The following is a 25963-nucleotide window of genomic DNA, read 5'->3' on the forward strand; positions in this document are numbered from 1 at the left end:
TTTCTATTTCTTACCTCCTATTGTTCCTTTGGAACTATCAGAACTACCAGAATCATCTCCAGCGATAGTTGACCTCATATCCGTATCAGACTTGATGTTTTCCATCCTGTAATAGTCCATGATCCCCAAGTTCCCTGATCTAAATGCCTCTGAAATAGCTTTAGGAATATCTGCTTCAGCTTCGATAACTTTGGCTCTCATTTCCACTGATTTGGCTTTCATTTCTTGTTCTAGGGCTACTGCCATAGCTCTTCTTTCTTCTGCTCTAGCTTCTGCTACTTTGAGATCAGCTGAAGCTTGATCAATCTGTAATTTGGCTCCAATGTTGGTTCCAACATCGATATCAGCAATATCAATAGATAAGATTTCAAAAGCTGTACCTGCATCCAATCCCCTTTCCAATACTAGCTTAGATATTTTGTCAGGATTTTCCAATACACTCTTATGATTCTGAGCAGAACCTATAGAAGTGACAATCCCCTCACCTACTCTTGCTAGAATGGTCTCTTCTCCAGCACCGCCTACCAACTGTGCGATATTAGCTCTTACAGTGACTCTTGCCTTGGCTATCAACTGAATCCCATCAGCAGCCACAGCGGCTACATTTGGTGTATTGATGACTTTGGGGTTTACAGATATCTGAACTGCTTCAAACACATCTCTACCTGCTAAGTCAATGGCCGTAGCCTGCTTGAAGCTCAAATTGATATTGGCTTTGTCTGCCGAAATCAATGCTCTGATTACATTCGGGACATTCCCACTAGCCAGATAGTGCGTCTCTAGATCATTGGTAGTCAAATCAAGACCTGCTTTGGTTGCTGTAATCAAAGAGTTGACAATGATGCTTGGTGGCACCTTTCTGATTCTCATCCCAATCAACTCACCAATCCCTACTTTTACATTCGAGAAAATTGCAGTGATCCAAAGATTGACTGGAACAAAGTACAAAAACACAAATAAGAGTATCAGCGCGGCAAATGCTGAAAATAAAATGAATGCCGAATTAGTCATGTCCATAGTTTAACTTTTTACAATGATCGTATTATGTTCCAATTTAGTAATTATTAATTTCGTTCCTACTCTTATAAATCCTGAATCGGATTTTACTTCATATATTTTATCTAAAAACTCCGCTTTACCGATTGGTTTGATATCTGAAACAGCTATCCCCTCGATCCCAATTTCCAAGCCTTCCAAGCGATTGTCAAATGATCTACTTTTCATGGTGTCTGTCAAAGCAAACTTATTCCACACTCCTGATCGAAAACTGTAAACAAGTGCAGAGAAATTCAGCAATAAAGTAACTGTTAAAATTGCCCATGCAGTTCCTGTATCAAAACTCACAAAACCATAATAAACCCCGCCAGCTGATACCAATAACCCGAAAATCCCAATGATTGTTGTTCCAGGTACAAAGAGGATTTCCGTCAATATCAAAGTGAGTCCAATCCCAAGTAGGGCTATAAGAATAAACCAAGTCATTTTAATTTTTTTTTGAAAATACGAAGAAAGTGTAAAATTCGAAGTATCGTGATCGTAAATATGATTGAGGATTTACACAACTTTGCCAGTAACTCTGTAAAAAACTAATTAGCTTAAGTATGATCCCGAGTCTTCGGGATTGGATTCACCTCGGACAAGTTACTTTTTGTTATCAGTTATTAGTCGATTAGTTACCAGGACATCTATTCCTGAAAAACAACATGCCATTTAGCTACTAGTGCGAAAGAGGAAATAGATATCATTGAAAAGAAAAAAACCTCTGGAGTAGGCTCAAGAGGTTTTTGGTTAATTTGATTATCCTTAATTGAGACAGTAAAATTTATTAACAATTCAATGCTTGCAAAAATCATTGACTGATGACTGTCAAAATTATATGAAGTCGCAAAGAGTATTGCAAATAGTTGCTGAAATGAAAGTGGATATATCTCGTTAGTAATGTGGATGCTTAATATGCTCTTGCAAAAAGCACCCTCCCGTTTGAAGGCTTTCCAGTCAGAACACAGGCTCCATTTTCTACTTTTTGATCTAAAGGAATACATCTTATTGTAGCCTTAGTAAGCTCTTTGATCTTTTCCTCAGTCTCAGAGGTTCCATCCCAATGAGCTGATACAAAACCCGTTTTATTTTCTAAAACATCTACAAACTCATCCCAAGAATTTACTTCTGTTGTCATATGTGCTCTAAAATCAAACGCTTTTTGATAGATCGTTGTCTGAATGGTATCCAGCATCCCTTCCACATAGGCGTCTATTTCTATTTCGCTGAGATTGACGGTTTCTTTGGTCAATGTATCTCTTCTAGCGACTTCTATGGTGTTATTTTCTAAATCCCTTGGCCCCATCGCAATTCTCAATGGCACACCTTTGAGTTCATATTCAGCAAATTTCCATCCTGGCTTATGAGTATCCCTATGATCAAAATGCACAGAAATGCCTTTGACTTTTAATTTAGCCATGATTTCTTTCGCCTTTGCTTCAATCTTATCTAATTCTTCATCTGACTTATAGATCGGTACAATCACTACTTGAATAGGAGCCAATTTTGGAGGAAGCACTAAGCCATTATCATCAGAATGCGCCATGATTAAAGCGCCCATTAATCTAGTACTAACGCCCCAAGAAGTTCCCCAAACGTACTCTAGACCGCCTTCTTTAGAAGCGAATTTGACATCAAAAGCTTTGGCGAAATTTTGACCTAAGAAATGGGATGTTCCAGCTTGGAGTGCTTTTCCATCTTGCATCAAAGCCTCAATACAATAAGTATCTTCAGCTCCAGCAAATCTTTCATTGGCACTTTTCACTCCTTTGACCACTGGCATAGCCATGAACTGCTCTGCAAAGGTGGCGTATACATTGAGCATTTGTACTGTTTCATCAACCGCTTCTTGTTTAGTAGCATGCGCAGTGTGACCTTCTTGCCATAAGAACTCAGTAGTTCTTAAAAACAACCTTGTTCTCATTTCCCAACGAACCACATTAGCCCATTGATTGACGAGTAAAGGTAGGTCTCTGTAAGATTGGATCCAGTTTTTGTAAGTACTCCAAATCACAGTCTCAGAAGTAGGTCTCACGATCAATTCCTCCTCTAATTTTGCTTCGGGATCTACAATGACGCTTTTACCATCTTCGGAATTTTTGAGGCGGTAATGGGTCACTACAGCACATTCTTTTGCAAAGCCCTCAACGTGACTAGCCTCTTTTGAGAGGAAGGACTTTGGGATAAAAAGTGGAAAATAAGCATTGCTATGACCTGTCTCTTTGAACATCCTGTCTAGCTCAGCTTGCATCTTTTCCCAAATAGAATAGCCGTATGGTTTGATCACCATGCAACCTCTGACAGCAGAGTTCTCTGCTAGATCTGCCCTTTTCACTAATTCGTTGTACCACAAAGAGTAGTCTTCACTTCTTTTAGGCAATCCTTTGCTCATGATATTTGTTGATATAGAATTTCTAGTTATATTTCACCTCTAATTGAGGAGGGCAAATATACTTCAAAAATAATAACCCTCTTAGATATGACACGTATAATAGTGTTAGAGATAGTAAACAACAAGAAAATGAAACGATTACACACATTCTTAACGCTTGGAGCTTCTGCCATGATCGCATTGACATCATGCAGCACGAGTTACAATGCCATGAGGGGTGAAACTGATGACCTCTACTTTATGGCTTCTGATGCAAGAATTGCAACGGAATTCGCTGTAAGCAACAACAATCCTCAGAACTTTAGACCCTTATCTGAAACAAACTCAGCGACATTTGAGCAGGAGAATTTCTCTGCTAGAAATGTAAACCCTGAGTTTATTGCCAGATATCAAGCCGAAAATAATACTTCAGAAGAGGGGACTGTATATTTTGATGACAATCAGGCACAGGCGACTGGAGAGAACAATCCAAATATCAACGTATATAATAACTACTATAGCAATCCTGGAGGTAACTTCAATACCTTTGGAGGTCCATTTATGAGCCCATGGATGATGGGTGGATTTTCACCATGGGGCATGGGAATGGGCATGTGGGATCCATTTTGGGGTCCAGGTTTTGGAATGGGTATGATGCCAGGAATGGGCTTCGGATTCAGACCAGGATTCAACTTGTCTATTGGTCTTGGATTTGGTGGTGGATTCGGTTGGGGCAACCCATGGATGATGCGCAGAGCTGGCTTCGGCTGGGGTGGTGGATTCTATGATCCGTTCTTCGATCCTTTCTGGCCAGGTATGGGTTTCAATAGATTCGGCTGGGGAGGCTTTGGTCCCGCTTGGGGCTGGGGTGGTGGATTTGGAAGACCAATCTACATTTTACCTGGTAATGAATTTGCTAACAGACAAATCGTCAGAGGCGCAAGACCTACAAGAGGGTCAGCAATCGGTTCTACTGGAACAAGAGGAGGAAATGTGGCAACTGCTCCTTCTACCTCAAGAGCAGCTGCTAGAAGAGATGCCACTTCTGGAAGACAGGTAACGACTTCAACAAGAAATGCTAGGACTGATTTCAGTTCTTCTCAAAACGATTATTATACCAATTCAAGAAGCAGAACTGCTACAAATACCAGCTCAAGATCTGCTATACCATCTTCAAGAAACACTGGTTCTGCAGTAATGGATAGAGGATCTAACAGAGTTGGAAGTTCAAGTGCAGCACCTTCTTACAGAACGGTAGCTCCAAATAGAAATACAAGATCTACTATGGGAACTACACCTACAAGATCTTCATCACCAAGTTACAACAGAAGTGCTAGCCCTTCATATAATACTAGAACTGCTCCAAGTAGAAGTACTTATTCGCAGCCTGCGAGAACGACTACTCCATCAAGAAGTACTTATAGTCCTCCGAGCAGAAGTTCTGGAGGAAGTATTGGCGGTGGTAGTGTAGGTGGTAGCCGAGGAGGCGGTGGGGCAGTAAGCTCTGGCGGTTCTAGAGGCGGAAGAGGAAATTAAAAAACTATCTCTTATATATTCAAACACCCAAGTTATTTGACTTGGGTGTTTTTTTATTATTAAAGATTTTTCTGATGAATATTATCTTTTTTTCTATTCTTGCGTTAATTAAGAAGTGTTAAGCATCATCTTTGTAAGATGCTTGAAAAATCAACCAAAATAATTTCTATGACATTTCTCAAAAAATTATTGATAGGTGGGGCTGTAGTTTCAGCTTTTAGTCTTAATCATGTAAATGCGCAAACTAGTTTTCTCGATGATGCCCAGCTTTTCAGTCAATTCAGGTCTACAGGGTCAGCTAGAATAAATGCCCTCGGTGGCGCTCAAATGTCTCTAGGTGGAGATATTTCAAATATCCATAGCAATGCCGCAGGTTTAGGTTTCTTTAGGAGATCGGAGTTCTCCATTACCCCATCCTTTGCCGTGAATAATGCTCAGACCAATTTTCTAGGCCAGTTACAGGACGATAGAACGCCGAACTTTTCACTTCCTAACCTAAGTTTGGTCATTGCCAAACCCAAAGGAGAACTTCAACCAGGTTCATTCAGAGGGGGGACATTTGGCGTTAGCTTCAACAGAATCGCAGATTTCAATAACCAGTTTGGTTACTTTTCGGATATAAGAAATCAAAACTCTCTGCTTGATTTTTACATCAATCAATACACTGCTTTTGGAGAGCCACCTATTGGGGCTTCTGATGGCTTGGTTTTAGATATTGAATTGGTGCAAGGTAATCCGGGGACTGGTTATTTCAAAGACCCTGAGTATGTCTTTGGACAACCGTTTGCTGATGAAACTATCATTACTGAAGGTGGTATAACACAAACCTCATTTTCCTATGGTGCCAATTTCGAAAACAAATTGTTTGTCGGTGGTGGCTTAGGCATACATTCTGTAAATTTCTTTCAAAACAGGGTATATGGAGAGGAGTTCTTGGATGGAAATAATGTAAGATCCCTTATCTATTCCATAGAAGATAATACGAGAATCAATGGATTTGGAGCAAGTATCAATTTAGGTGTCATTTACAAGCCAATTGAAACAGTAAACCTTGGATTGAACTTCAAAAGCCCAACTTGGTATAGACTTAATAAAGAAGTAGATGCCAATATCATTGGTGAATTCTTTAATGAAAATGGGCAATTGACATTTACAGAAAGGGAATTCAGCAATGTTGAAATAAATACGACTACGTTGAGCACTCCTCTCTTATTGAGTGCTGGAGGTACATTCTTTGTGGGGAAAAGTGGATTTATCACAGCAGATATTGACTATGTGGACTACAGTCAAAACAGAATCAATTCCAGAGATTTTGACACCTCGTTTGACAATAGAGATTTTACGACATTTTTAGGTTCTACTTTCAATTACCGCGTAGGTGGTGAATATAGATTTGATATTTGGAGAATGAGGGCGGGTTATGCTTATTATGGCGATCCCACCACAGACACCTCTTTTGATAGAAGTATGCAGCGTATTACAGGTGGTGTAGGTGTTAGATTGAGTAGAATGTATATTGACTTTGCTTTGATCAATTCAAAATCAGACAATCTTTATAATTCTTACGCTATCATCAATAGTGCTAATCAGAATGTGGGACCATTCAGTGAAATCAGAAATAACATGACCCAAGGAATGGTGACAGTAGGATTTAATTTCTAAGTAAAGTCATCAGCTCAGACATCAAAAGCTCAGTGGAGGGATCCTCACCACTGAGCTTTATTTTTGCCTGCTCGTAATATGGCCCTCTGACTGCTACCAAATCTTTGAGCTTAAGGGTGATTTCTCCTGCACTCATACCAAAAAACATGGGGCGCTGACTTGCTGAGTCTTTGGTCAGTCTTCTATGAATTGTTTCCAAAGGCACATCCAGAAATACGGCTATTCCCTTTTCATTGATCAGCTCCATATTGTCATTGAAGCAAGGTGTACCTCCACCTGTGGATAGCACAAAACCCTCCACATTTTCCAAAACTTCTGCCAGATACTTGGTCTCAAGCTCTCTGAATTTACCTTCTCCATCTTCAGCAAAAATATCTTTGATCAATCTCCCCTCTTCTTTTTCGATATGGTGGTCCAAATCAATGAATACAAAATTGAGTTCTCTGGCTAACTGTCTCCCAAAAGTAGATTTGCCTGAACCAGGCATTCCAACCAAGACTATTTTGAGCGGTAATCTCATTTTGATAAGAGGAGAGGGTTAAAGATGAAGGTAATTTAAATTTGATATAGGGGGGGGTTAATACTATTATTATAGAAACCTTCGACGGACATCTGACGACAGTCAACAGCATTGTGTAGTATGCGCAGACCATAGTCAAGAATGCTGCGAAACATTTCAACACTAATTTTAATTCTTACTGTTAAGAAAGTGACTAATCATTTTACTTATAGAAAGATTTTATGGTCTCAGGAGATGGGGTGTTTCTGAAATGATATTTTTTCAAAACAGTCCCTTCATTGAGTAGCATCAGTCCTGGATTAGAGCGCATGATTGTTTTCACTACAGTAGCATCTGCTTGGTAACCTATCAGGTTCCAATTTCGAGCATTCAAGAAGCTGTTGATCTCCTGCTGTGAAGAAGCTGCTACAAATACAACTTCTATTTCTGATGCAGTAAGTCCAGCAATAATTTGATCAAATTCCTCCAAGTAATCGGTGTTGATTTTAGAGAGATTGGTTACAAGGATCACTGCTTTTTTCCCAATAAGTATTTCCTCTGTAAAGTCACCTTCATCATTCCATACAGCAAAGTCAGAGATCTTTGGTAAGGCATCTTCATTTTTGAGCTTCATATCCACAAATTCATAATCACCTTCGGTAGGATATTGATCAAAAATGAATTCTTCTCCATTTTTTGTCATGATGTAACTGTATTCCAAGGGTGCGGAAGGTTGCATGTTAGTTGGGATATTCACACCTTCTTTGTAAGCTCTGAAGTCTATAAAGGGAAGATTTCTAATTGCTGTAATCGCTAAAGCTAGTGATAAAACCAATGAAATCCTGACTGACCAGGCCGCCCATGTTTGTGTGTTGTTTTTGAGTTGATTCCGGAAAACAAAAAGAATCCCGATCATTACTAAGAGAACTATATCCTTGTAGAATGACTCCCAAGGGGTCAGTTTGATGGCATCTCCAAAACATCCGCAGTCTGTCACTTTATTGAAGTAGGCTGAATAGAATGTCAGAAAGGTGAAGAAAAGGATCATCAAGCCTAATGCCCAAACGGTGAATTTGAGTTTGTGCCCAAGAATCAGCATGATTCCCAAAACCACTTCAGCCACCACCATGACTACGCCTATCTCCAAAGCCCAAGGCTTAAATACGGTAAAAAACCCAGCGATGTCATAGGAAAACACATCAAAGTATTCTTCGAGCTTGATCGCTGTACCAACAGGATCATTGACCTTGATTAGTCCTGAAAAGATGAACAATCCACCTACGAGTAAGCGGATGATGTATAGTATTGCGTCTTTAAGCATGGTATCCTAATTTGATAAGGCAGAAAACTGCATAGTTGATCATGTCTTGGTAGTTGGCTTCAATACCCTCAGAGACGATGGTTTGTCCTTGGTTATCTTCAATTTGCTTCACTCGATAAAGTTTCATCAAGATAATGTCAGTCATAGAAGAAACTCTCATGTCTCTCCAAGCCTCACCATAGTCATGGTTTTTATTTTCCAAAAGGCCTCTTGTAGCATTGACCCATTGGTCGTAAAGCGGTTCAAGTTCTTCATAGCTTAATTCCAACCTTTCATCCTCTAGCATAGAAATTTGGATCAAGGCTATCAAGCAGTAGTTGATGATACCTACAAATTCGTCAGAAATGGGGTCATTGACTTTCTGATTGCCTTTATCTTGGATAGACCTGATGCGTTGGGCTTTGATGAAAATCTGGTCTGTGATAGAAGGGAGCCTTAGTATTCTCCAGGCAGTGCCATAATCAATTGTTTTCTTCTTAAAAAGTTCTTTACAAAGGGCAATAACTTGATTATATTCGCTGACGGTTTGCGTTTTCAAGGCAGTTTGATTTAATGGACAACTTATTCTCTTCTTCTTCAGAAATCGAAGATAAATTATTTCCCCCAAAAATAACACTTCGGAGTAAAGGAAAGCTATTTTTATTGGATAGACCTTGGGTGATGGGCATCATGAATATCACGCCAGATTCATTTTATGAAGGCAGCAGGGTGTCTCAGGACGAAGCTTTAATCTTGCATCAGGCAGAAAAAATGCTGGTATCAGGAGCAGATTTACTAGATATCGGTGGATACAGTAGCCGGCCTGGAGCCAATGAAGTAAGTCTTGACGAGGAAATGTCACGCGTGCTCCCTGCCATAACAGCGATCAAACGTGAATTTCCTGAAGCGAAGGTTTCCATTGACACATTTCAGTCCAAGATTGCTTCGTCTGCCGTCCAATGTGGTGCAGATTTCGTAAATGATATCTCAGCTGGCACATTGGATCCTGACATGATCGAAACTGTAGGGAAGTTACAAGTCCCTTATATCGCCATGCATATGAAAGGAACGCCTCAGAATATGCAAAATCAGACTGCCTATGATGACATTCTTTTGGAGATGATGAAATATTTCTCTGAAAAAATGAACGAATGCAAAAAAGCTGGCATTAATGATGTGATATTGGATCCTGGATTTGGTTTTGCAAAAACAATGGAGCAGAATTATTGGATATTGAGGAATTTAAGCTATTTTAAGACTATCCAAGCTCCACTGCTTATCGGAGTATCTAGAAAGTCAATGATCTACAAAAAATTAGAAATAAATCCTGGCGAAGCGCTCAATGGAACTACTGCCTTGCATATGGCAGCCCTGATGCATGGCGCTCAAATACTGCGTGTGCATGATGTCAAAGAAGCCAAAGAAACTGTAACCTTATTCAAACAACTCTACCCTTGAACTTACTTTTCAAAATAGGATTTTTAGAAATCTCCATTGTGAATATCATTGATATCACACTGGTGAGTATGCTCTTGTACCAAGTGTACAAACTCCTAAGAGGTAGTGTAGCAATCAAGATTTTCTTAGGGTTCCTATCCATATACTTGATTTACTTGATGGTTAGCGCTTTGAAAATGGAGCTACTATCGATCATTTTGGGGCAATTTATGGGGGTGGGTGTCATTGCCGCCATCATTATCTTTGCCCCTGAAATTAGAAAATTTCTTTTGATCATTGGTCGCTCTTCTATATTGTCCAATGAAAATGTTCTTCAAGAACTACTTTTTTGGAGGAAAAGAGAAACACAGGCATTCAATATCAATCCAATCATTGATGCTGCCAAGTCTTTGTCGGGAACAAATATGGGAGCCTTAATGGTGATTTCGAGGAATTCAGAATTAAAGTTCTATGCTGAAAGTGGGGATTTGATGGATGCACTGGTGTCCAAAAGGCTTTTGATTTCAATTTTCAATAAATATAGCCCTTTACATGATGGGGCAGTTATTATTTACAATGGTAAAGTGAAGGCGGCACGTTGTATTCTTCCTGTGACAGAGCGGGATGTTCCGGCGCAGTTTGGGCTTAGACATAGGGCTGCGATAGGCATGTCTGAGGCAACGGATACGCTTGTATTGATTGTTTCGGAAGAGACGGGGCAGATTTCACTCGCTAGAAATGGTAAAATCTTGCATAATCTTTCTTTCCAAGAAGTACGTGAGTTTATCAATGATTATTTGACGGGGGTGGATATTGACGATAAATTTGAACCAGTAACTGTCTACGAAAGAAACAGGTCAAAGAGTAACAGGTCTACTTCTAGTGCCTCTTGATAGGAAGATTGGGGGCTCGCGCAGATTTCGCTGATTTCACAGATTTATTTCTTTGGATGAATTGAGGGGCTAGGGATTGAGTTATTAAGTTATTGAGTTATTGAGTTATCAGTTGATTTGGGAAGAGGGATTGAAAGATTGGAAAATTAGAAGATTGGGGGCTCGCGCAGATTTCGCTGATTTCACAGATTTATTTCTTTAGATGAATTGAGGGGGTAGGGATTGAGTTATTAAGTTATTGAGTTATTGAGTTATTGAGTTATCAGTTGATTTGGGAAGAGGGATTGGAAGATTGGAAAATTGGAAGATTTAAAAAAAAGATAAGCTTCATAGAAAGTGGGATGGCTTCTAAAATAAAAAGGTCATTCATTTGTTTTAATAAAAAAGTCAAAGGGATTAATCCCTTTGACTTTTTTGTTAACCAAAGCTTAACTTTATCTGTATCAATCAAGCTTTCAAGATTTTCAATCAAGAGCCTTACTTTTTGTGTCTAACCACTAAGAAATCACACCTAGTTCTTTGCCTGCTTCAATGAAAGCATTGATGGCTTGGTCGAGATGGGCTTTTTCGTGTGCTGCCGATATTTGTACTCGGATTCTCGCTTGACCTTTTGGTACTACTGGATAGTAGAATCCGATCACATAGACTCCTTTTTCTAATAGCTTCTCAGCCATTTTTTGAGACAAGACTGCATCGTATAACATGATGGGTACAATCGGGTGTTCTCCTGGCTTGATATCAAATCCTGCTTCAGTCATTTTGGCTCTGAAGTATTTGGTGTTTTCTTCCAATCGATCTCTCAGCTCTGTAGTCTCAGAAAGTAAATCAAAAACCGCGATAGAGGCACCTGTAATGGATGGTGCTAATGTATTGGAAAACAAATATGGTCTGGAACGTTGTCTGAGGATTTCGATAATCTCTTTTCTACCAGAGGTAAAACCACCAGATGCACCGCCTAATGCTTTCCCTAATGTACCTGTGATGATGTCTATCTTGCCCATTACTCCTTTAAGTTCATGAACTCCTCTACCTGTTTTACCCATGAATCCGGTGGAGTGACATTCATCAGACATGACTAGTGCATGATATTTTTCTGCCAAGGCTACGATCTTATCTAATTGGGCGATGGTACCGTCCATGGAGAAGACACCATCAGTCACAATGATTTTATTTTTCGCACCTTGGGCATCAGCATCCTGAAGTTGCTTTTCGAGGTCAGCCATATCATTATGTTGGTATCGGAAGCGCATGGCTTTACATAATCTCACTCCATCAATGATAGATGCATGATTCAAAGCATCTGAGATGATGGCATCTTCTGGACCAAGGATTGGCTCAAATACACCGCCATTGGCATCAAAAGCTGCCGCATAGAGGATGGTATCTTCTGTTCCTAAAAACTTAGATATTTTCTCTTCCAGTTCTTTGTGGATATCTTGTGTACCACAGATAAATCTCACAGAAGATAATCCAAAGCCATGACTATCGATGGCTGCTTTGGCTGCCCCGATGACTTGTGGGTGAGCGGATAGGCCAAGGTAATTATTGGCACAGAAATTTAGCACTTTCTGACCTCCAGCAATGGTGATTTCTGCGGCTTGTGGGGAAGTGATGATGCGTTCTTTTTTGAAAAGACCTGCTTCTTGAATTTCCTTTAACTCTTTTTCTAATTTGGGTTTCAATGTATCAAACATCTTTTTATTTATTTTTTGTATTGTAAAATCAATTCAAACGCATTAAAATAAAAATCCTCAACTGAAATCCTTATTTTTGCCTCAATCAATACCCAAATATATCAAAAGCTAGAGGGTCTAGGAAACCTAATAGATTGAAAGTTTTAAAATGGAGAGAATTCTTATCATTGGTGCAGCTGGACAGTTGGGTTCAGAGCTGACACTTGCGCTGTCTCAGCAGTATGGTGGCGACCATGTGATCGCTACTGATATCAACCCGAAAGCCTTAGAGAAGTTTGATTTTTGTAAGACAGCAGTCTTAGACATCATGAATCAGGATGCTGTCAGGCAATTGGTCAAAACAGAAAATGTAAAACAGGTCTATCATCTAGCAGCTGTACTTTCTGCGACGGGAGAAAAGAATCCGCTGTTTGCTTGGCAGCTGAATATGGATAGTCTTTTGTTTGTCTTAGAGTTAGCCAAAGAATTCAAGATGGAGAAGATCTATTGGCCTTCTTCTATTGCTGTATTTGGGCCGAATACACCTAAGGTCAATACACCTCAATATTGTGTCAAAGAACCGAATACTGTCTATGGTATATCTAAGCAAGCCGGGGAAAGATGGTGTGAGTACTACTTTCAAAAGTTTGGTGTAGATGTGCGAAGTTTGCGGTATCCAGGCTTGATTGGATACAAGTCACTTCCCGGGGGAGGCACTACTGATTATGCCGTGGATATTTACCATAAAGCCATTGCTGGTGAGCATTTTGTGTCTTTTTTGAGGGCTGATAGTGCTCTGCCAATGATGTATATGCCTGATGCGATCAAGGCAACAATGGACTTGATGCATGCACCCAGAGAGCAAGTAAAAATCCGATCCAGCTATAATTTAGCAGCGATCAGTTTTACTCCGCGAGAGATATTTGAAAGCATCAAAGTACATTATCCTGATTTTTCAATTTCCTACGAACCTGACTTTAGGCAAGCCATCGCTGATAGCTGGCCAGATAGCATTGATGATAGTAGTGCTAGAGCAGACTGGGGCTGGAAGCATGATTATGATCTGAAAAAAATGACAGCAGATATTTTGGCGAATTTGCCAGAGTATATGGTGAATTTTTGAGGGAAAAATTAGGGGAAAGGGAAAAGATTAAAGGGAAAAGGGTGCTACATGAAAAATCTCAAAAAGTAGTAAGTAGTTTGAAAACTGCAAGATTTAAGGTCCAAGTCTATAGACTTGAACCAATTGGTTAAAGGAAATAGCTTTTGGAAAATAAATAAAGCCTCAAATGGGGCTTTATTTATTTTAGAAACTTTTTATTAATAAAGGAGATGGCGTCTTTTATTTTTTGTTGATCTTGGGCAGTGGATAAGTCTAAGCCACAAAATGTTCCATTATTGGAAGCTGCATGCAGGCCTAGATAATACAATGCGGCCACATTGATTGCTGAGATGGCACGAAAATCAACTTCTGTTTCCAGCATTTCTGATTGAAGCGCCTCAAAGAGTTTCTCCCCTACTTGTTCTCGCTTTTCAATGAATGACTTCATTAATTCATGCTCTTCAGACACACTCCAAAGCATTAATTTTTGGAATTGATGGTCCTTCAAAACCGTATCAAATTGTGTATGCAAATAATAGTCAATGATTTGCCTTAAGGAAAAAGGAGCATCATTTGAGATGGCATCATTGACCGCACTTACTCTTGCAGACCAATAATCTTTGTGGATAAAATAAGCTTCTAGTAAGTTTTCAAATGTTTCGTACTTTCTATAAATGTAAGACTTGTCCACCCCTGACTTCTTGGAAATGGCATTAATTCCAAGGGCAGCATGGCCCTTTTTTAAAAATAATTCTTCAATTGATGAGAATAATTTTTTGTCTTTAATACTTAACTCGGTCATTTATTTTTTTAATTGGAATTATTTGATTTATTTCATTCAGTGCAGATATCACTTTATCTAATTGAGTTGGGGAGTGATTTGCAGTCAGATTGAATCTAATTCTTGCATCTTTTTTTGCCACCGCTGGATACATTATTGGATTAGCATGTATTCCTCTTTCCAAAAGTAACTTACCTACTATTAATGTATTATTAATATCCCCAATCTTCACTGGTATTACAGCTGAAGAGGGAGAACCTATATCAAATCCATTTTGTGTCAAATTTTTCTTAAAGTAATTTATGTTACTCCATAAAACATCTTTATATAAAGTATTGTTTTCAATAATTTCTAACGCCTTTAGGGCTCCAGCAATTGCTGGTGTAGAAGTAGTAGAAAATAAATGTTGTTTTGCTTGAAACTTGAGGTATCTAATAACATTTTTCTTCCCTACAACAAAGCCTCCTAAATTTCCAATCGCCTTGCTTAATGTACCTACAAATAAATCAATTTTATCAAAAGCATCAAATATTTCAACAACACCTCTCCCAGTTTTACCTACCACACCAATCCCATGAGCATCATCAACTGCGATCATCGCTCCGTATTTTTTTGCAAGAATGATAATTTCGTCTAATTTCGCTATATCGCCATCTTGAGAATAAACACCGTCTACTATAATCATTTTAGTTCGATATTTATATTGAACAGAACTTAAAACTCTTTCAAGCATTTCCATATTGTTATGAAGGAATGTCTTCACATTAGTTAATTGACAACCTTCATAAATGCTTGCATGAACTGCCATGTCGAGTATTGCTATATCTTCTTTATTCAATAAAGCTTGAAAAGTACTGCTATTAGCTGTATATCCTGTATTAAAAAGAATAGTATCTTCTCCTTTGAAAAATAAAGATAACTTTTTTTCCAATTCCTCGTGATATATAAAGTGCCCACCAATTGCAGGTGAAGCAGCAGAACCAGTACCAAATTTAGTAATAGCATCAATTACAGCTTGCTTTACTTCTTCATTCTGAGTCAAACCCAAATAGTCATTTGAGACGAAGCTAATAACATTTAGATTTTTCTTGAAATATGGTATTTGAATATTTATTTCTGACTTACAGCCATCGAATGAAGTTAGTCTATAGTTGAGTTTTCCTTGGCTATGTAAATGATCTAAGTAATCAGAAAAATGATTTGCTTTGTAGTCAATTGTTTTGGATTCAATGTTTTCAAAATCCTTAAAACTTGCATTATTAAAATCAATCATACTTTTTTTACGTATAATAAAATATTTTTTACCCAAAAAGAAAATATTAACAAATATTTATTTTACTGAAACTTAACAAATATTTTGATTTAGATAATTTTAAAAACATTAATTACATAAATTCATCATTTAAGAAATAATATATTAAAAATTGACAATTAATAATACATTATTTTAATTCCTTGAAACTATGAAATAATATTGAATCAAATAATTAAACACAAATAAAAAGGATGACTTTAAAAAGTTCATTTTTTTTTAAATATTAAAAAAATTAAAATATAATCCATAAATTTGCTTAACTAAATGAACTGGATTAAAAACATGGATAATATATCTGAAGAAGAGATAATTAGGTTTCTAAAAACAAAAAGGGAAGCCTTAATACAGGAGTTAGAGAAACTAGACGTAGCGCTAAATGCTATGACTGGGGTTGATTTCAACTCAATCCCAAAGTCTATTGATAGTTTACAAGAAGGATCAATTCCAGACCATTATTCATCCAAATTAAAATTAGACAAGAAAATCTTGTTTGCACTTAAAGAAATGGGGAAGGGAGATAAATCTGAAATCATCCAAAAGATTCAGCAATTAGAACCCAAATCAGATATCAGTAAGTTGGAAAATTCTATTTCAGTTAGACTGAGTTACTTGAAAAACAATAATATTATCAAGGCAGATAAAAACGGAAGGAGTCTTTCGTATTTTTTATAATGTGTTGATGTGCATTTATATTTTCAGGGAATTACAATGTTTAATTACTTAACTGTTTAGCGGGGGAAATGATGAGAAAAGGAAAAGAAATGGGGTGAAACCGTCTGACGGTTTATGTATGATCTTGAAAAATTTATGGGGGATTGTTGAACCGTCTGACGGTTTGGGGAGGGTCTTGAATTTTAACGAAGGGTTATTGAACCGTCTGGGGAGGGGGGTGGAATGAGAGATCCAAACAATAAAAATCAAGGGAATCCGAGTCGGGTTCCCTTGATTGGTTTTATAAGTTATTCATCTTTTTCAAGAGGGCTATCAATGGTTACTTGACTGATGCTGGTGATGATGACTCCAGCGGTGAGTAAGTAGCCTGCGGCAGTAGTTAAGCCTGCTGGGATTGTGACTGGTGCGGTGAGGATGGCTCCTCCTACTCCAGCCAAGATTAATCCTATCTGGCCTAGCTTCTGAAAGAAAGGTGGTGTTGGTTTTTTCCACCTAGTCTTGAGCTCTGTGAGCAGTTTGTTTACTTCCATGTTAAATTTAGATATGAGATATGAGACATAAGACATAAGACTTGGGGCCTACTTAATGATAGGCGGGTTTAAGTCTTGGAAATCTTGCTTTCTAAACTGATCTGTTTGGCTTTGAGCCAGATGCAGAGTTCTCTCAGGGAACTGTAATCTTTTTTGAGATCACGAATATCCTGAACCAATAGCTTGAGGAAATAGGCGATGATGGAGAGGAGGAGTGACATCACCCCTCCGACTCCTATTATTATTAAACTAATCATCTTCCAAGAAATCTTGGTCTCCTTCGGTAATTTCAAGCCATACTCTATCTCCTGATGCAAATACTTTCTCCAAAGCTTCCAATACTTTGAAAGTGGCCAACTTAGAGAACTTGACATCTCTATCCCAATGTAGGACAGGTGCTATTCCCAAGAGTGGTACATACTTTCCTTTGTCTAATGGAGCAATGGTGTACTTGTCCGGAGGTTCGTTATCTATCTGAAGATACCAACCTCTTCTCTCATTGTACTTGAGGAGAACTTCGTACTTGCCTTCTTTGATACAGGGGGTTGGAAAAATCCGAGTTTGCTCGATGGTTTTGGTAATTAACTTACCTTCTGCCATTAGGAAGCCAACTGTTTTCTCAGGCCTGTATTTTCTAAAGAGTTGCAGAATCATGGCTTAGGCTTTTTCAGCTGTGATGATGGAAGCAGCATTGTGTGTTCCATTACTCAAAGCATATTGCTGACCATTGACTAATTGCAAGAACTCAATCCCAAGCAAGAAGACCTTGTGTGGATTGACCAAAGTAGCTTTGGGTACAGTGAGGTTGATCACTGAAGTGACATCTCCTATTGGTAGCTCAGCTGATGCTTCCATTAGGAAGTTTCTTTCCAAGGTGGAGAAATCTACAGAAGCTCCAACAGCAAAGATTCTGAAGTGTGTGGCTCCCTCAGGAATCGAGACAAAATCAGCAGGTTGGAAAGCTGGGATTGATGCTTGCCAGTCTGATGCTGTATTGGAATAGGTGATCTCTGGTTTGAGTACAGTAGCCATATTGGCTCTGACGTTCATTTCGAGACCTTGCATCAAAAGCCAATCGCCTTCGGCCACCTGGCGCTCTCCCCTATTATTGACAGGGTCTGTTCTCAGGATTTCAAGCATTCTTCTGACTAATCGCTGATGCAGTCTTGGATCAGAAATTTTGATCAAAGCAGGTCTGATGGTGTCCTTGAGGAGCTTGACTGCTGCTGCATTGATTGTGAATTCGGCGATGTTCTCACGTGTACGTGCATACCTTGGGTCAGTCATGATTCTGGATTTGCTGACCCCACCTTTTTCTCTGGCCTGATAGCCATCGCGGTTTTTGAAGAAATTCAATTTACCGATGTTACCGCTGAGGGTTATTATACTGGTTTGTTTTGCCATTTTTGAATTGGTTTTAAGTGAAACATGGTCAAATATGGCTGGTATAAAGGGGGTTAAGAAATGAATGTGCGGATCCTGCGGATATTGCGGAAGCTGCGGGAATAAAGAGGAGAAAGGCAAAAGGTTAAAGGGGAAAGGGGTCGAAAGGATTAAGGATGAAGGGTACGAAGTACAAAGTACAATCCGCCGCGGCGGACAAGTTGAACCAAGTAAGGGGGAAGGAAAAAGGGAACCACGCCTGTCTGCCGCCAGGCAGGAATTTTGCGAATTTCACGAAGGGGAGTATTAGGAGTTTGAGATGTGAAGGAGGTTTTGAAAATGGATAAGGGAGTTTGAGAAGTTTTGAATTTGGAGCGCTGAAGGGCTGGGATTGGTGCGAATGTATCTAGAGGATTAAAAAATAGTCACAATATGGTTGGAGGTTTATTTTAGTGAGAGGGGTGGTTTTTATGGAGATGTTAATTCCTCTTACTTTTTGTCTTGACACAAAAAGTAACAAAAAAGTCAAGACGGAGATATCCTATCCACCCACAAGGCCACCGCTGGCCCGGATCTCCGTCGTCCCGCCCACATTAAAACGCAGATAGTCACAATTCAAAGCCCCGTAGTGGGCTTAACTTTAAATAGCCCTGTACAAGGCGCTTGAATTTAGAAATAGTCAGAATGTTTGATATGCGCCGCAGTGCGGGGTTGAGATGTGCGCACGAATGACCGTGAGTCCCGGGGGATGTAGATATGGGGGAAAGGAATCGAGATCGGGACGATAAGGGGCGGGTGATTTGAGGGGGATAAAGGATTATTTAATGATCGGAATTGCAAATTCCTTTTATCTGGTTTCGGATCCCGAGGAATCGGGGCAAATTCCGAATACCAAATGAATTTTAGATGGTAGAATTCAGATTTAGGGGTATTGTAGTTTTATGGGGTTTGGCTGAATTGATTACTTTTCTGAGACAGTAGGTTTTAGGTGTTACACAAAGTATCGCTGAGGAATCTAGGAGGTACGAAAGCGGATAAACATAATAAATAATATGTGAAAATAGTGGATTAAAAAATTGTACTGAAAATGGGCTTGAAAATCAAATGTTCATATTCTTAGAATAATTATATGATTTCTTGGTTTTTCGCCAAAAGTCGGCGAATGGTCGGGAGGCATACGGGACACGGTCGGAACACGGTCGGAAGAGAGACGGGGGAAAATGGGGTAATTTTTGAATAAAATATGATTATTTTAGATTTATTTGTACTTTTTTTATATTGAAAAATCAGGGTAATTTAGTGTGTACAAGGTACAAAGTACGATGAACAAAGTAGGGAGATAAGAAGGCTGAAAGTTTGGTTTTGGACAAATCGGATTGAGATAGAAAAGTAGGGGGAAGCGGGTGTTGGCCACGGAGGATTGGATGAGCACGGAGGGATTGTATTTTGAATTTTTGATTGGAATATTGGGGGCTCGCACAGATTACGCGGATTACGGGGAATTTATTTTTTTAGTGGATTGGGGATTAAAAGAATGGGAGCTCGTGTGGATTCTGTTGATGGATTATTACCACAGATGAACACTGATGGACACTGTTTTAGTCATTGGTTGATTAGAAGATTGGAATATTGAAAGATTGGAAAGTTGGCAGTACTTTAGTCTGTACCTACAGCACTGTTATGGGGGTGTCATGTTTTTTACCAAGCATTGAAATGCTGGGTTAAGAGGTCGGTCATGCCGATGGCATTTGTTCTTTGAAGTCTGAAGACTTATAAATGGCAGTTTGAAAACTGCGATAGTTTAGGTCCAAGTCATGAGACTTGAACTAGAAGGGTCTTTTAGTTTTTGCCGCGGAGGGCACAGAGGGACGCAGAGGGATTGTATTTTGGATTATAGGTTGCAAGATTTTGGATTAGAGAGCGGTTAGAGAACCGAAATGGTTTAGGGCCAAGCCCGCCTGCATCGGACAGGTCAAGAGACTTGAACCAGAAGCGATGATTGGAATTACAAATTCCATTTATCTGGATTTCGAACCCCGAGGAATCGGGGCAAATTCCGAATAGCGGAGGTTCATCTAATATGCGTGTATTTCAACCGGATTATGGTAACTCTATAACTGTGGATGTTGAGCTTGCTACTTTGGATAAAAATGCAGCGTTAAGCACTGCAAGAGGACAAATGGAAATGACTTTTGGTGTAATCAATGGCAACAATCAGCAAATACAGCAATTTAATCAATCTGTTGAAGCGACCATTGAAAACGCATTAGCTGCCAAAAGAAAAGAACTTATTGAGTTTTATGGGTAAAAAAAAGCCCGATTGCTGGGGCTTTTAAGTTAATATTTTTGTAAATATTCTTCCCAGTTCTCAGGACGGGTTTTCTTTATTCTTTCTACTGTTTTTGGATGCTTTTCCATTGACCAATAATCCTGCCCTTGTCTTTTGAACTCTTCTACTATTTCCATTTTTAATTTATGCTTCTCAGAACCCAACTCAAAAAGCCAATTCTCCAATAAATCAATTGGGTAATGAGGTTTTTCGTAGTCGATTTTACTTTCATCAAAAAGATTATATGAAAAATATGGTTCGCTGACCTTTGCTTTTTTTTCTACTATCAGATAATGGGCTACATCTACTTTCTCGTTCAATAATGCTTTTATTGCTGCTGTCTTCCCCAGTTCAGTTTTATAATTAATTTCAGCTCCTGCTTCCACCAATAATTTTACTTTCTCAAACCCTCTTTGTGTGGCGTGCATCAAAGGGCTTGTGCCACATTCTATCGGATCTGCTTGTCCTTCTATTTTCGGTGAACAATAATTGATGTTAGGATCAGCTCCATATTCAAGCATTATCTTTACAAACCTTGGGTCTGTATTGGCTGTAACATCTTTCCAAGAATGAGAAACAGAACGGAACAAAGCTGTTGTACCAATTTCTGCAACAATATTTGGATTGGCTCCGTTTTGCAACAGAAATTCAACTGTTTGATAGTTTTCTGTTGAGATAGCTCGCATCAACAGGGTTGTGCCAAATTCAGGGTCTTGGTAGTTTACCAAATCCCCATTGTCTGACAGTATTTCCTTTGCTTTCTTTAGATTAGATTTTTCCAAGGCTTTGGCAAAATCCCACGCAGGAGTGTCTTTAAATATTTCGATGTCTTTTACCGTCAATTTTTCATCTTTTTTATCCGTACAAGAAACTAAAGACAAAATGAGTACTGCCATTGATAAAACAATTACTTTTTTCATCTCTAATCCTGTATAGTGTTGTTTTTAAGATATTGCCTTAACGCCTCTCCAAAATTATTGTGATTCTCTATCGGGTTAGTCCAAGACTGCCTAGGCAACATTATCGATTTATCAATTGGTTTCGCTAAAAGAAATGGATATGTCGCAGCTACAGGATCCCCTTTAACCACAAAAGCCGTCATACTTGCTGTGTAATCTTTAGAACTCAATCCATATGCTTTTAGATTCACAGCTGCGGGATTGAATACATAAGCGTCCCTGTTTGTTGCTACCGCATTTGCCGCAGCTTCAGCCCCTCCCTTTGAGTGTCCCACAAAAGTTAAATCTGCGTCTGGACCAAGCATATTATTAAGTTCTCGGGCCTTATCAAGAGACAACTTCATATGCTCAGACCCTCCAAACGGTTGTTCTAAATTTTCTGACATTGAGTCTCTGTTCTTTTTTCCTGTCCCTGGTATGGTACCCATATTGACCATAGTATATTCCATTACACCATCAACATCTCTTGTATAAAGACCTGATTTATACCCTGGATTATTTTTATCCGTATAAATATTCGAAAGCGTCCATCCATCAACAACCTGCCCCTTTTTTCCATCATAAATATGCCAAGCCATTGAAGCAGCTTGTGATGTTGTTGGTTTCATCCCATCGGGATCTATAAAAAAGATTGGATTATTGAAGCTAAAAGAGTATGGCGACCACTCCGGCATTTCGGCTGCTTTAGGGTCAACAACACCCCATCTCCCTATAGCAGGATCATACATCCTGGCCCCGTAATCATAATACTGAAGCCCGTTGTCCTCGATCAGTTCCTTGCCGTTGTAGAGATACTTATTCACCTTCATACCACTTGCTTGGAAACCAAGTCCAGTAAGTTCTAAACCCCAAGGGTCGTAGTGGGTTTCCTGAATCACTGGAGAGCCAGTACTCATAATGCTAAAGTCATCAAACCATACGTTTTCGTCTGTTTCATTCACTAAGAACGTTTCCATAAATCCGTCTTGGGGAATATAGAGGTTATTTTCCAAAAGTTCATGCTTATTCGCAGCATTTTTGCTCAAAATATGCTTACCAAATTCATAAAGGTTGCTATCCGCATCGTAAAGGGCATAGCCCATATATGCTTCTGGGGCATCTTTCTTTTGGAGGTCTTTGGCCATGATATCTATTATATTGAGGACTGTGATGGCATTGACCCCTCCGGCTCTAGAAGTCACATTACTAAACTCCAATAGATCATTCATCAACCTATCTTTAGCTCCAGAAGCTACAAAGGAACCTTTGTTCATCTTTACAGATTCTTGTTCTTCATATTTCGCAAAGACTTTTAATATTACACTATCACCTGCTGACAATTGTATCGTACTAGAAGGACCAAGTGTCCTACCTCTACTTGAATTGAGCCATGCTACTTTGTTTCCACCATTTGTCACGTTATGCTCTATACCGCTCTGTCTACTTTCACTTAGCATCGTGAAGTTCATTTCTTCTTCAACAGCATTGGAATCTTCCATTGTTGCCATTAAACCTTGTGTTGAGGGAACTCGGAGCACTTGTCTTACATTTCCAAGATGATCTTTGATGTTGTATTCATAAATTGGTACATTGGATTCATAAACCACTCTTCCTTCTTCATGCAAGATATAATCTATTACTGTTCCATTGAATACAAACTCTCCCAAATAATTCGTAGTAGAACTTGGGCTTGTAGATCCTGTGTAAACACGCTGTCTTACTTTCGTTCCATCTGCATTATAGTCATATTGTATTTTCCTATTAGATCCAGTGAATATTATTTCGGTAGGAAGATTAAGGTGATTATAAACAATATTCGAAATTCCCTTATCTGAATTTGAGGTTTGATTGCCATTTAAATCATACCCATAATTTGAACCAGAGGTTACAGGTTTAAAATCCTTTGAGGTATAATTTGTGGAAGCAACTCCATCAGAAACTTTAAGCAATCTATTAGAATATCTCGAAAAATCAGAAGTAGAATCATAAGTATAAGTCAAATTATCAATGGCTCCATAAGTACTTGTGGTTCTTTGACCATTTCTATTCAATGTAAGAATATTTCCATTTGCTTCATATGTAATATTATTTACTGAAAATCTATTATTTTCTGTTGTGGTTCCGATCCTATCATAATTGGCGTTTGTAATTCTATTCGAATTATCATAAAAATAATAATATCTACGCCAATTATTATCTTCACCTTTCCAGTCAATTCTAGAAACATTTCCATTGAAGCGGTTGACCCCTGCATTGCTTTGATAATAAAGTTTTTGATTGAAAATTCTAGAATCTAAACTATTGATTTCAGTCAGCCAACCTCTAATATTATAAACATACCCTAGACCTGCCGCAGGATTCGATTTATTAATCAATTCTCCTACTTCACTATAAGTATTTTGTACTATTATTTGCTCTGCTTCTGAGTTAATTTTATGTTTCACTTGCGCAAGAGAGCCATTTGGATTGTAAACATAAGTTCTTAAAACATTGTAAACATTTCCATTATACTGTGATAAAGTTTGAATTGGGGAGTTTTCAAAATTATACTTGGTTGAATTTCTAATCGATACAATAGCATTGTTTAGAAAGTGTTGGGAAACAGTTTGAATTTGCCTGCCCTTAGTGTCATAAAAATATATTGTTGTTAACAAGCCGTTGGATGCACAATTCTTAACTTTTCTAGCTGTCAACAAGCCTTGAACATTTGTATCATGATCATGAAAACCTGAATAAATTCCAGAAGGCTTTAGGTAGTTAAAAGTGGAAAGTCCTGCATAATTATCATAATAATTTGCTGAAAGGATTTCTCCTAAATTAGTTGGCCACCCTCCTGTTGTGGTTGGTATTGTTGCAGTTGAAAGAATAGAATTGTTGTTCCCTGTAATCAAAGCTTGAACCGAAGCCCTTCCTCCAGTCTGATTGGTAATTCCTGTTACAATTACACGTCCTAATGCATCGTATTTATTGTATAGCCATCCAGATGTTGTTCTAAGCATTCCATCTTGTGTTGCAACAAGTCTATTTTGGCTATCATAAATCATAAATTCTACATCTTTACCAGGTATTTTCTTCTCCACCATCCTTTTTTTACCATCGTAAGTGTATCTATAATATTGGGCATTAGCTAAAGTGATATTTGTTGTACTAGGAGTGTCCCAAAATTTAGTCTCTAAAATCTCCACTGCCCTTGGCGGTATAACAATCCTTAAATCTCCATAGTCATCATACACATAGTAAGTACACAACCAACCAACATGTCCAGTTTGAATTGCAGTATTTGTATTTCCTGTTTTCTTTAATATTATTCTATCCAACTTATCAATGTAAGTTATAGTTCTTTTATTATCTTCATCATCAACAATTTCTACCCATAACATATTATCAGCATAAGTTGTAATGCTTTCAGGAAGACCACTTACATTAACGGTTAATACTCTAACAGCATCCGTTGAAGTGTTTGTTCTTCTACTAAATTTAATTTCTTTTTGAGAACTAATTTTCCAATCATTTCCAGGAGCCGCCTGTTTATTTATACGATTTAATGGAGAGGGTTCAAATTGAAGTTCAGAATATGCAAAAGTATCAGAAAATTTACTTTGATAATATGCTCCCTGCCTTGCCACGCTAGATGTTCTAAATCTACCGTCTGTAAAACCATCTGATTCTGCATAGACAAGATAATTTTTTGATTGACGGCCATATAGATCATATACAATTGGTTTAATTAAATCTCTTCCATTAATTGCACCTTGCATTTTCACTTCCTGCTTGGGCTTACCGAGACCGTCAAAGTACGTGATATCTTTATATGACTGAGTCGATGTCCCTGATTTAATTGTGCTTAAGGTTGAAGTCGGTATTTTAGCTACATAAGTTTTAACAAAATTCTCTTGAGGAATTGAAGCAGTATTGATAATAGCTTGAACAGGGATTTTTGATGTAAGGCATCCTGTAGTATTATTTATGTAAGCTAAATAGTAAGTTTTTGTTCCTGAAAGGCTATTAGTAGTATAGCTTTGATTTGTAGACAATTGTGTTATTTGATTAGAATCAAACCATCTGTAACCAAATCCTGATGGTGCAGTATTAGCAACTAAAGTGACAGTTCCTGGTCCAGTTCTAGAAACATTATTAGCTGAGGCATTGATTCCATCACATGGATTTCCTAAAACTTGGATTGGTAAATAATCGAAAAAATAATTATCAAAGGTGGAGTATTCATAAGCTACATAGAAATTGCCTGATTGATTAAATGATAATTGAAGTTGCGAAATATTCTGTAACATTTCTATTCCTCCTGAGTAATCCCAATAGTGAAAACCAAAGGAAGGGGGCATAACTTGTTGAAAATTATCCCAAAATGTCACATTGTATGTGGCTCCAGATCCAGAATTCACGGTTGATGGTCCTGAAAGTTGAATATTTGTTATATTCTGAGGATATAACTTATTGAAATTAAAAATAAATAAAATCAATACTAAAATTTTAAAACCTTTCATAA

General features: G+C 38.3%; 22 protein-coding genes. 7 read left to right on the top strand and 15 right to left on the bottom strand.

The genetic code is table 11. The annotated features are described in order from the left end of the window. Nucleotides 1–3 precede the first annotated feature (3 nt). From floA to proS, 3 genes are all read right to left on the bottom strand, one after another. A complete protein-coding gene (gene floA, locus BW935_RS08860) occupies nt 4–1017 on the bottom strand; it encodes a flotillin-like protein FloA (RefSeq protein WP_076500683.1) in 1014 nt (337 codons plus the stop codon). Between the two features lie 3 nt (nt 1018–1020). Beyond that, complete coding sequence (locus BW935_RS08865) at nt 1021–1482, bottom strand: NfeD family protein (RefSeq protein WP_076500685.1); 462 nt, start codon at nt 1480–1482, stop codon at nt 1021–1023. Between the two features lie 466 nt (nt 1483–1948). Further along, nucleotides 1949–3430, bottom strand: coding sequence for a proline--tRNA ligase (gene proS, locus BW935_RS08870; RefSeq protein ID WP_076500687.1), 1482 nt, complete (start codon nt 3428–3430; stop codon nt 1949–1951). Nucleotides 3431–3559: 129 nt separating this feature from the next. Here proS and BW935_RS08875 point away from each other — a divergent pair, with 129 nt between their 5' ends. Together BW935_RS08875 and BW935_RS08880 are read left to right on the top strand one after the other, a co-directional pair. Next, nucleotides 3560–4945 (top strand): hypothetical protein, encoded by a 1386-nt coding sequence (locus tag BW935_RS08875; protein ID WP_076500809.1) that lies wholly within the window; start codon nt 3560–3562, stop codon nt 4943–4945. Nucleotides 4946–5113: 168 nt separating this feature from the next. Continuing rightward, complete coding sequence (locus BW935_RS08880) at nt 5114–6607, top strand: OmpP1/FadL family transporter (protein ID WP_076500811.1); 1494 nt, start codon at nt 5114–5116, stop codon at nt 6605–6607. Here the strand turns inward: BW935_RS08880 and BW935_RS08885 are convergent. From BW935_RS08885 to BW935_RS08895, 3 genes are all read right to left on the bottom strand, one after another. Further along, nucleotides 6597–7127: a shikimate kinase gene (locus tag BW935_RS08885; protein ID WP_076500689.1), complete on the bottom strand. Its 531-nt coding sequence runs from the start codon at nt 7125–7127 to the stop codon at nt 6597–6599. The genes BW935_RS08880 and BW935_RS08885 overlap by 11 nt on opposite strands. 202 nt (nt 7128–7329) lie before the next feature. Continuing rightward, a complete protein-coding gene (locus BW935_RS08890; protein ID WP_076500691.1) occupies nt 7330–8427 on the bottom strand; it encodes a BT_3928 family protein in 1098 nt (365 codons plus the stop codon). Then, entirely contained in the window at nt 8420–8965 is a 546-nt protein-coding gene (locus tag BW935_RS08895) for a DUF1599 domain-containing protein (RefSeq protein ID WP_076500693.1), read from the bottom strand. Before BW935_RS08895 ends, BW935_RS08890 begins: the two co-directional genes overlap by 8 nt. Before the next feature lie 14 nt (nt 8966–8979). Here BW935_RS08895 and folP point away from each other — a divergent pair, with 14 nt between their 5' ends. Next, nucleotides 8980–9864, top strand: a complete 885-nt coding sequence (gene folP, locus BW935_RS08900) for a dihydropteroate synthase (protein ID WP_076500695.1) — start codon at nt 8980–8982, stop codon at nt 9862–9864. Beyond that, a complete protein-coding gene (gene cdaA, locus BW935_RS08905) occupies nt 9861–10736 on the top strand; it encodes a diadenylate cyclase CdaA (RefSeq protein WP_076500697.1) in 876 nt (291 codons plus the stop codon). The genes folP and cdaA overlap by 4 nt, the downstream gene beginning before the upstream one ends. Before the next feature lie 497 nt (nt 10737–11233). On the opposite strand, the gene kbl is transcribed toward cdaA, so the two are convergent. Next, a complete protein-coding gene (gene kbl, locus BW935_RS08915; protein WP_076500701.1) occupies nt 11234–12430 on the bottom strand; it encodes a glycine C-acetyltransferase in 1197 nt (398 codons plus the stop codon). A 148-nt stretch (nt 12431–12578) separates the two neighbouring features. On the opposite strand from kbl, the gene BW935_RS08920 reads away from it, so the two are divergent. After that, nucleotides 12579–13532, top strand: a complete 954-nt coding sequence (locus BW935_RS08920) for an NAD-dependent epimerase/dehydratase family protein (protein WP_076500703.1) — start codon at nt 12579–12581, stop codon at nt 13530–13532. Nucleotides 13533–13710: 178 nt separating this feature from the next. On the opposite strand, the gene BW935_RS08925 is transcribed toward BW935_RS08920, so the two are convergent. Both BW935_RS08925 and BW935_RS08930 read right to left on the bottom strand, forming a co-directional pair. Continuing rightward, nucleotides 13711–14313: a TetR/AcrR family transcriptional regulator gene (locus BW935_RS08925; protein ID WP_076500708.1), complete on the bottom strand. Its 603-nt coding sequence runs from the start codon at nt 14311–14313 to the stop codon at nt 13711–13713. Further along, nucleotides 14294–15601: an aminotransferase class I/II-fold pyridoxal phosphate-dependent enzyme gene (locus tag BW935_RS08930; protein WP_217695358.1), complete on the bottom strand. Its 1308-nt coding sequence runs from the start codon at nt 15599–15601 to the stop codon at nt 14294–14296. Before BW935_RS08930 ends, BW935_RS08925 begins: the two co-directional genes overlap by 20 nt. Before the next feature lie 270 nt (nt 15602–15871). Between BW935_RS08930 and BW935_RS08935 the strand changes: the two genes are divergently transcribed. Continuing rightward, entirely contained in the window at nt 15872–16279 is a 408-nt protein-coding gene (locus BW935_RS08935; RefSeq protein WP_139325522.1) for a hypothetical protein, read from the top strand. A gap of 287 nt (nt 16280–16566) precedes the next feature. On the opposite strand, the gene BW935_RS08940 is transcribed toward BW935_RS08935, so the two are convergent. From BW935_RS08940 to BW935_RS08955, 4 genes are all read right to left on the bottom strand, one after another. Next, nucleotides 16567–16809 (bottom strand): hypothetical protein, encoded by a 243-nt coding sequence (locus BW935_RS08940; protein WP_076500714.1) that lies wholly within the window; start codon nt 16807–16809, stop codon nt 16567–16569. Between the two features lie 68 nt (nt 16810–16877). Further along, nucleotides 16878–17066 carry a hypothetical protein gene (locus tag BW935_RS08945; RefSeq protein ID WP_076500716.1) on the bottom strand — a complete coding sequence of 63 codons (189 nt, stop codon included), beginning with the start codon at nt 17064–17066 and terminating at the stop codon, nt 16878–16880. After that, complete coding sequence (locus BW935_RS08950; RefSeq protein ID WP_139325523.1) at nt 17059–17463, bottom strand: DUF5675 family protein; 405 nt, start codon at nt 17461–17463, stop codon at nt 17059–17061. The genes BW935_RS08945 and BW935_RS08950 overlap by 8 nt, the downstream gene beginning before the upstream one ends. Before the next feature lie 3 nt (nt 17464–17466). Continuing rightward, nucleotides 17467–18213, bottom strand: a complete 747-nt coding sequence (locus BW935_RS08955; protein ID WP_076500720.1) for a hypothetical protein — start codon at nt 18211–18213, stop codon at nt 17467–17469. A 2059-nt stretch (nt 18214–20272) separates the two neighbouring features. On the opposite strand from BW935_RS08955, the gene BW935_RS08965 reads away from it, so the two are divergent. Further along, nucleotides 20273–20500 (top strand): hypothetical protein, encoded by a 228-nt coding sequence (locus BW935_RS08965; protein WP_076500725.1) that lies wholly within the window; start codon nt 20273–20275, stop codon nt 20498–20500. Between the two features lie 29 nt (nt 20501–20529). Here BW935_RS08965 and BW935_RS08970 read toward each other — a convergent pair whose 3' ends face one another. Both BW935_RS08970 and BW935_RS18550 read right to left on the bottom strand, forming a co-directional pair. Beyond that, a complete protein-coding gene (locus tag BW935_RS08970) occupies nt 20530–21441 on the bottom strand; it encodes an ankyrin repeat domain-containing protein (protein ID WP_076500737.1) in 912 nt (303 codons plus the stop codon). Between the two features lie 2 nt (nt 21442–21443). Then, nucleotides 21444–25961 carry a DUF6443 domain-containing protein gene (locus BW935_RS18550; protein ID WP_076500739.1) on the bottom strand — a complete coding sequence of 1506 codons (4518 nt, stop codon included), beginning with the start codon at nt 25959–25961 and terminating at the stop codon, nt 21444–21446. Nucleotides 25962–25963 lie beyond the last annotated feature (2 nt).

The sequence above is a fragment of the Belliella pelovolcani genome, assembly GCF_900156785.1.
Classification (GTDB): Bacteria; Bacteroidota; Bacteroidia; order Cytophagales; family Cyclobacteriaceae; genus Belliella; species Belliella pelovolcani.

Bases quoted from the DNA above. Each gene is read 5' to 3' on its own strand.
- BW935_RS08875 (WP_076500809.1), top strand. From the start codon at position 3,560: ATGAAACGATTACACACATTCTTAACGCTTGGAGCTTCTGCCATGATC.
- folP (WP_076500695.1), top strand. From the start codon at position 8,980: ATGGACAACTTATTCTCTTCTTCTTCAGAAATCGAAGATAAATTATTT.
- BW935_RS08965 (WP_076500725.1), top strand. From the start codon at position 20,273: ATGCGTGTATTTCAACCGGATTATGGTAACTCTATAACTGTGGATGTT.
- BW935_RS08920 (WP_076500703.1), top strand. From the start codon at position 12,579: ATGGAGAGAATTCTTATCATTGGTGCAGCTGGACAGTTGGGTTCAGAG.
- BW935_RS18550 (WP_076500739.1), bottom strand. From the start codon at position 25,961: ATGAAAGGTTTTAAAATTTTAGTATTGATTTTATTTATTTTTAATTTC.
- BW935_RS08950 (WP_139325523.1), bottom strand. From the start codon at position 17,463: ATGATTCTGCAACTCTTTAGAAAATACAGGCCTGAGAAAACAGTTGGC.
- BW935_RS08940 (WP_076500714.1), bottom strand. From the start codon at position 16,809: ATGGAAGTAAACAAACTGCTCACAGAGCTCAAGACTAGGTGGAAAAAA.
- BW935_RS08925 (WP_076500708.1), bottom strand. From the start codon at position 14,313: ATGACCGAGTTAAGTATTAAAGACAAAAAATTATTCTCATCAATTGAA.
- BW935_RS08970 (WP_076500737.1), bottom strand. From the start codon at position 21,441: ATGAAAAAAGTAATTGTTTTATCAATGGCAGTACTCATTTTGTCTTTA.
- BW935_RS08865 (WP_076500685.1), bottom strand. From the start codon at position 1,482: ATGACTTGGTTTATTCTTATAGCCCTACTTGGGATTGGACTCACTTTG.
- BW935_RS08880 (WP_076500811.1), top strand. From the start codon at position 5,114: ATGACATTTCTCAAAAAATTATTGATAGGTGGGGCTGTAGTTTCAGCT.
- BW935_RS08885 (WP_076500689.1), bottom strand. From the start codon at position 7,127: ATGAGATTACCGCTCAAAATAGTCTTGGTTGGAATGCCTGGTTCAGGC.
- kbl (WP_076500701.1), bottom strand. From the start codon at position 12,430: ATGTTTGATACATTGAAACCCAAATTAGAAAAAGAGTTAAAGGAAATT.
- floA (WP_076500683.1), bottom strand. From the start codon at position 1,017: ATGGACATGACTAATTCGGCATTCATTTTATTTTCAGCATTTGCCGCG.
- BW935_RS08935 (WP_139325522.1), top strand. From the start codon at position 15,872: ATGAACTGGATTAAAAACATGGATAATATATCTGAAGAAGAGATAATT.
- BW935_RS08890 (WP_076500691.1), bottom strand. From the start codon at position 8,427: ATGCTTAAAGACGCAATACTATACATCATCCGCTTACTCGTAGGTGGA.
- BW935_RS08945 (WP_076500716.1), bottom strand. From the start codon at position 17,066: ATGATTAGTTTAATAATAATAGGAGTCGGAGGGGTGATGTCACTCCTC.
- BW935_RS08955 (WP_076500720.1), bottom strand. From the start codon at position 18,213: ATGGCAAAACAAACCAGTATAATAACCCTCAGCGGTAACATCGGTAAA.
- proS (WP_076500687.1), bottom strand. From the start codon at position 3,430: ATGAGCAAAGGATTGCCTAAAAGAAGTGAAGACTACTCTTTGTGGTAC.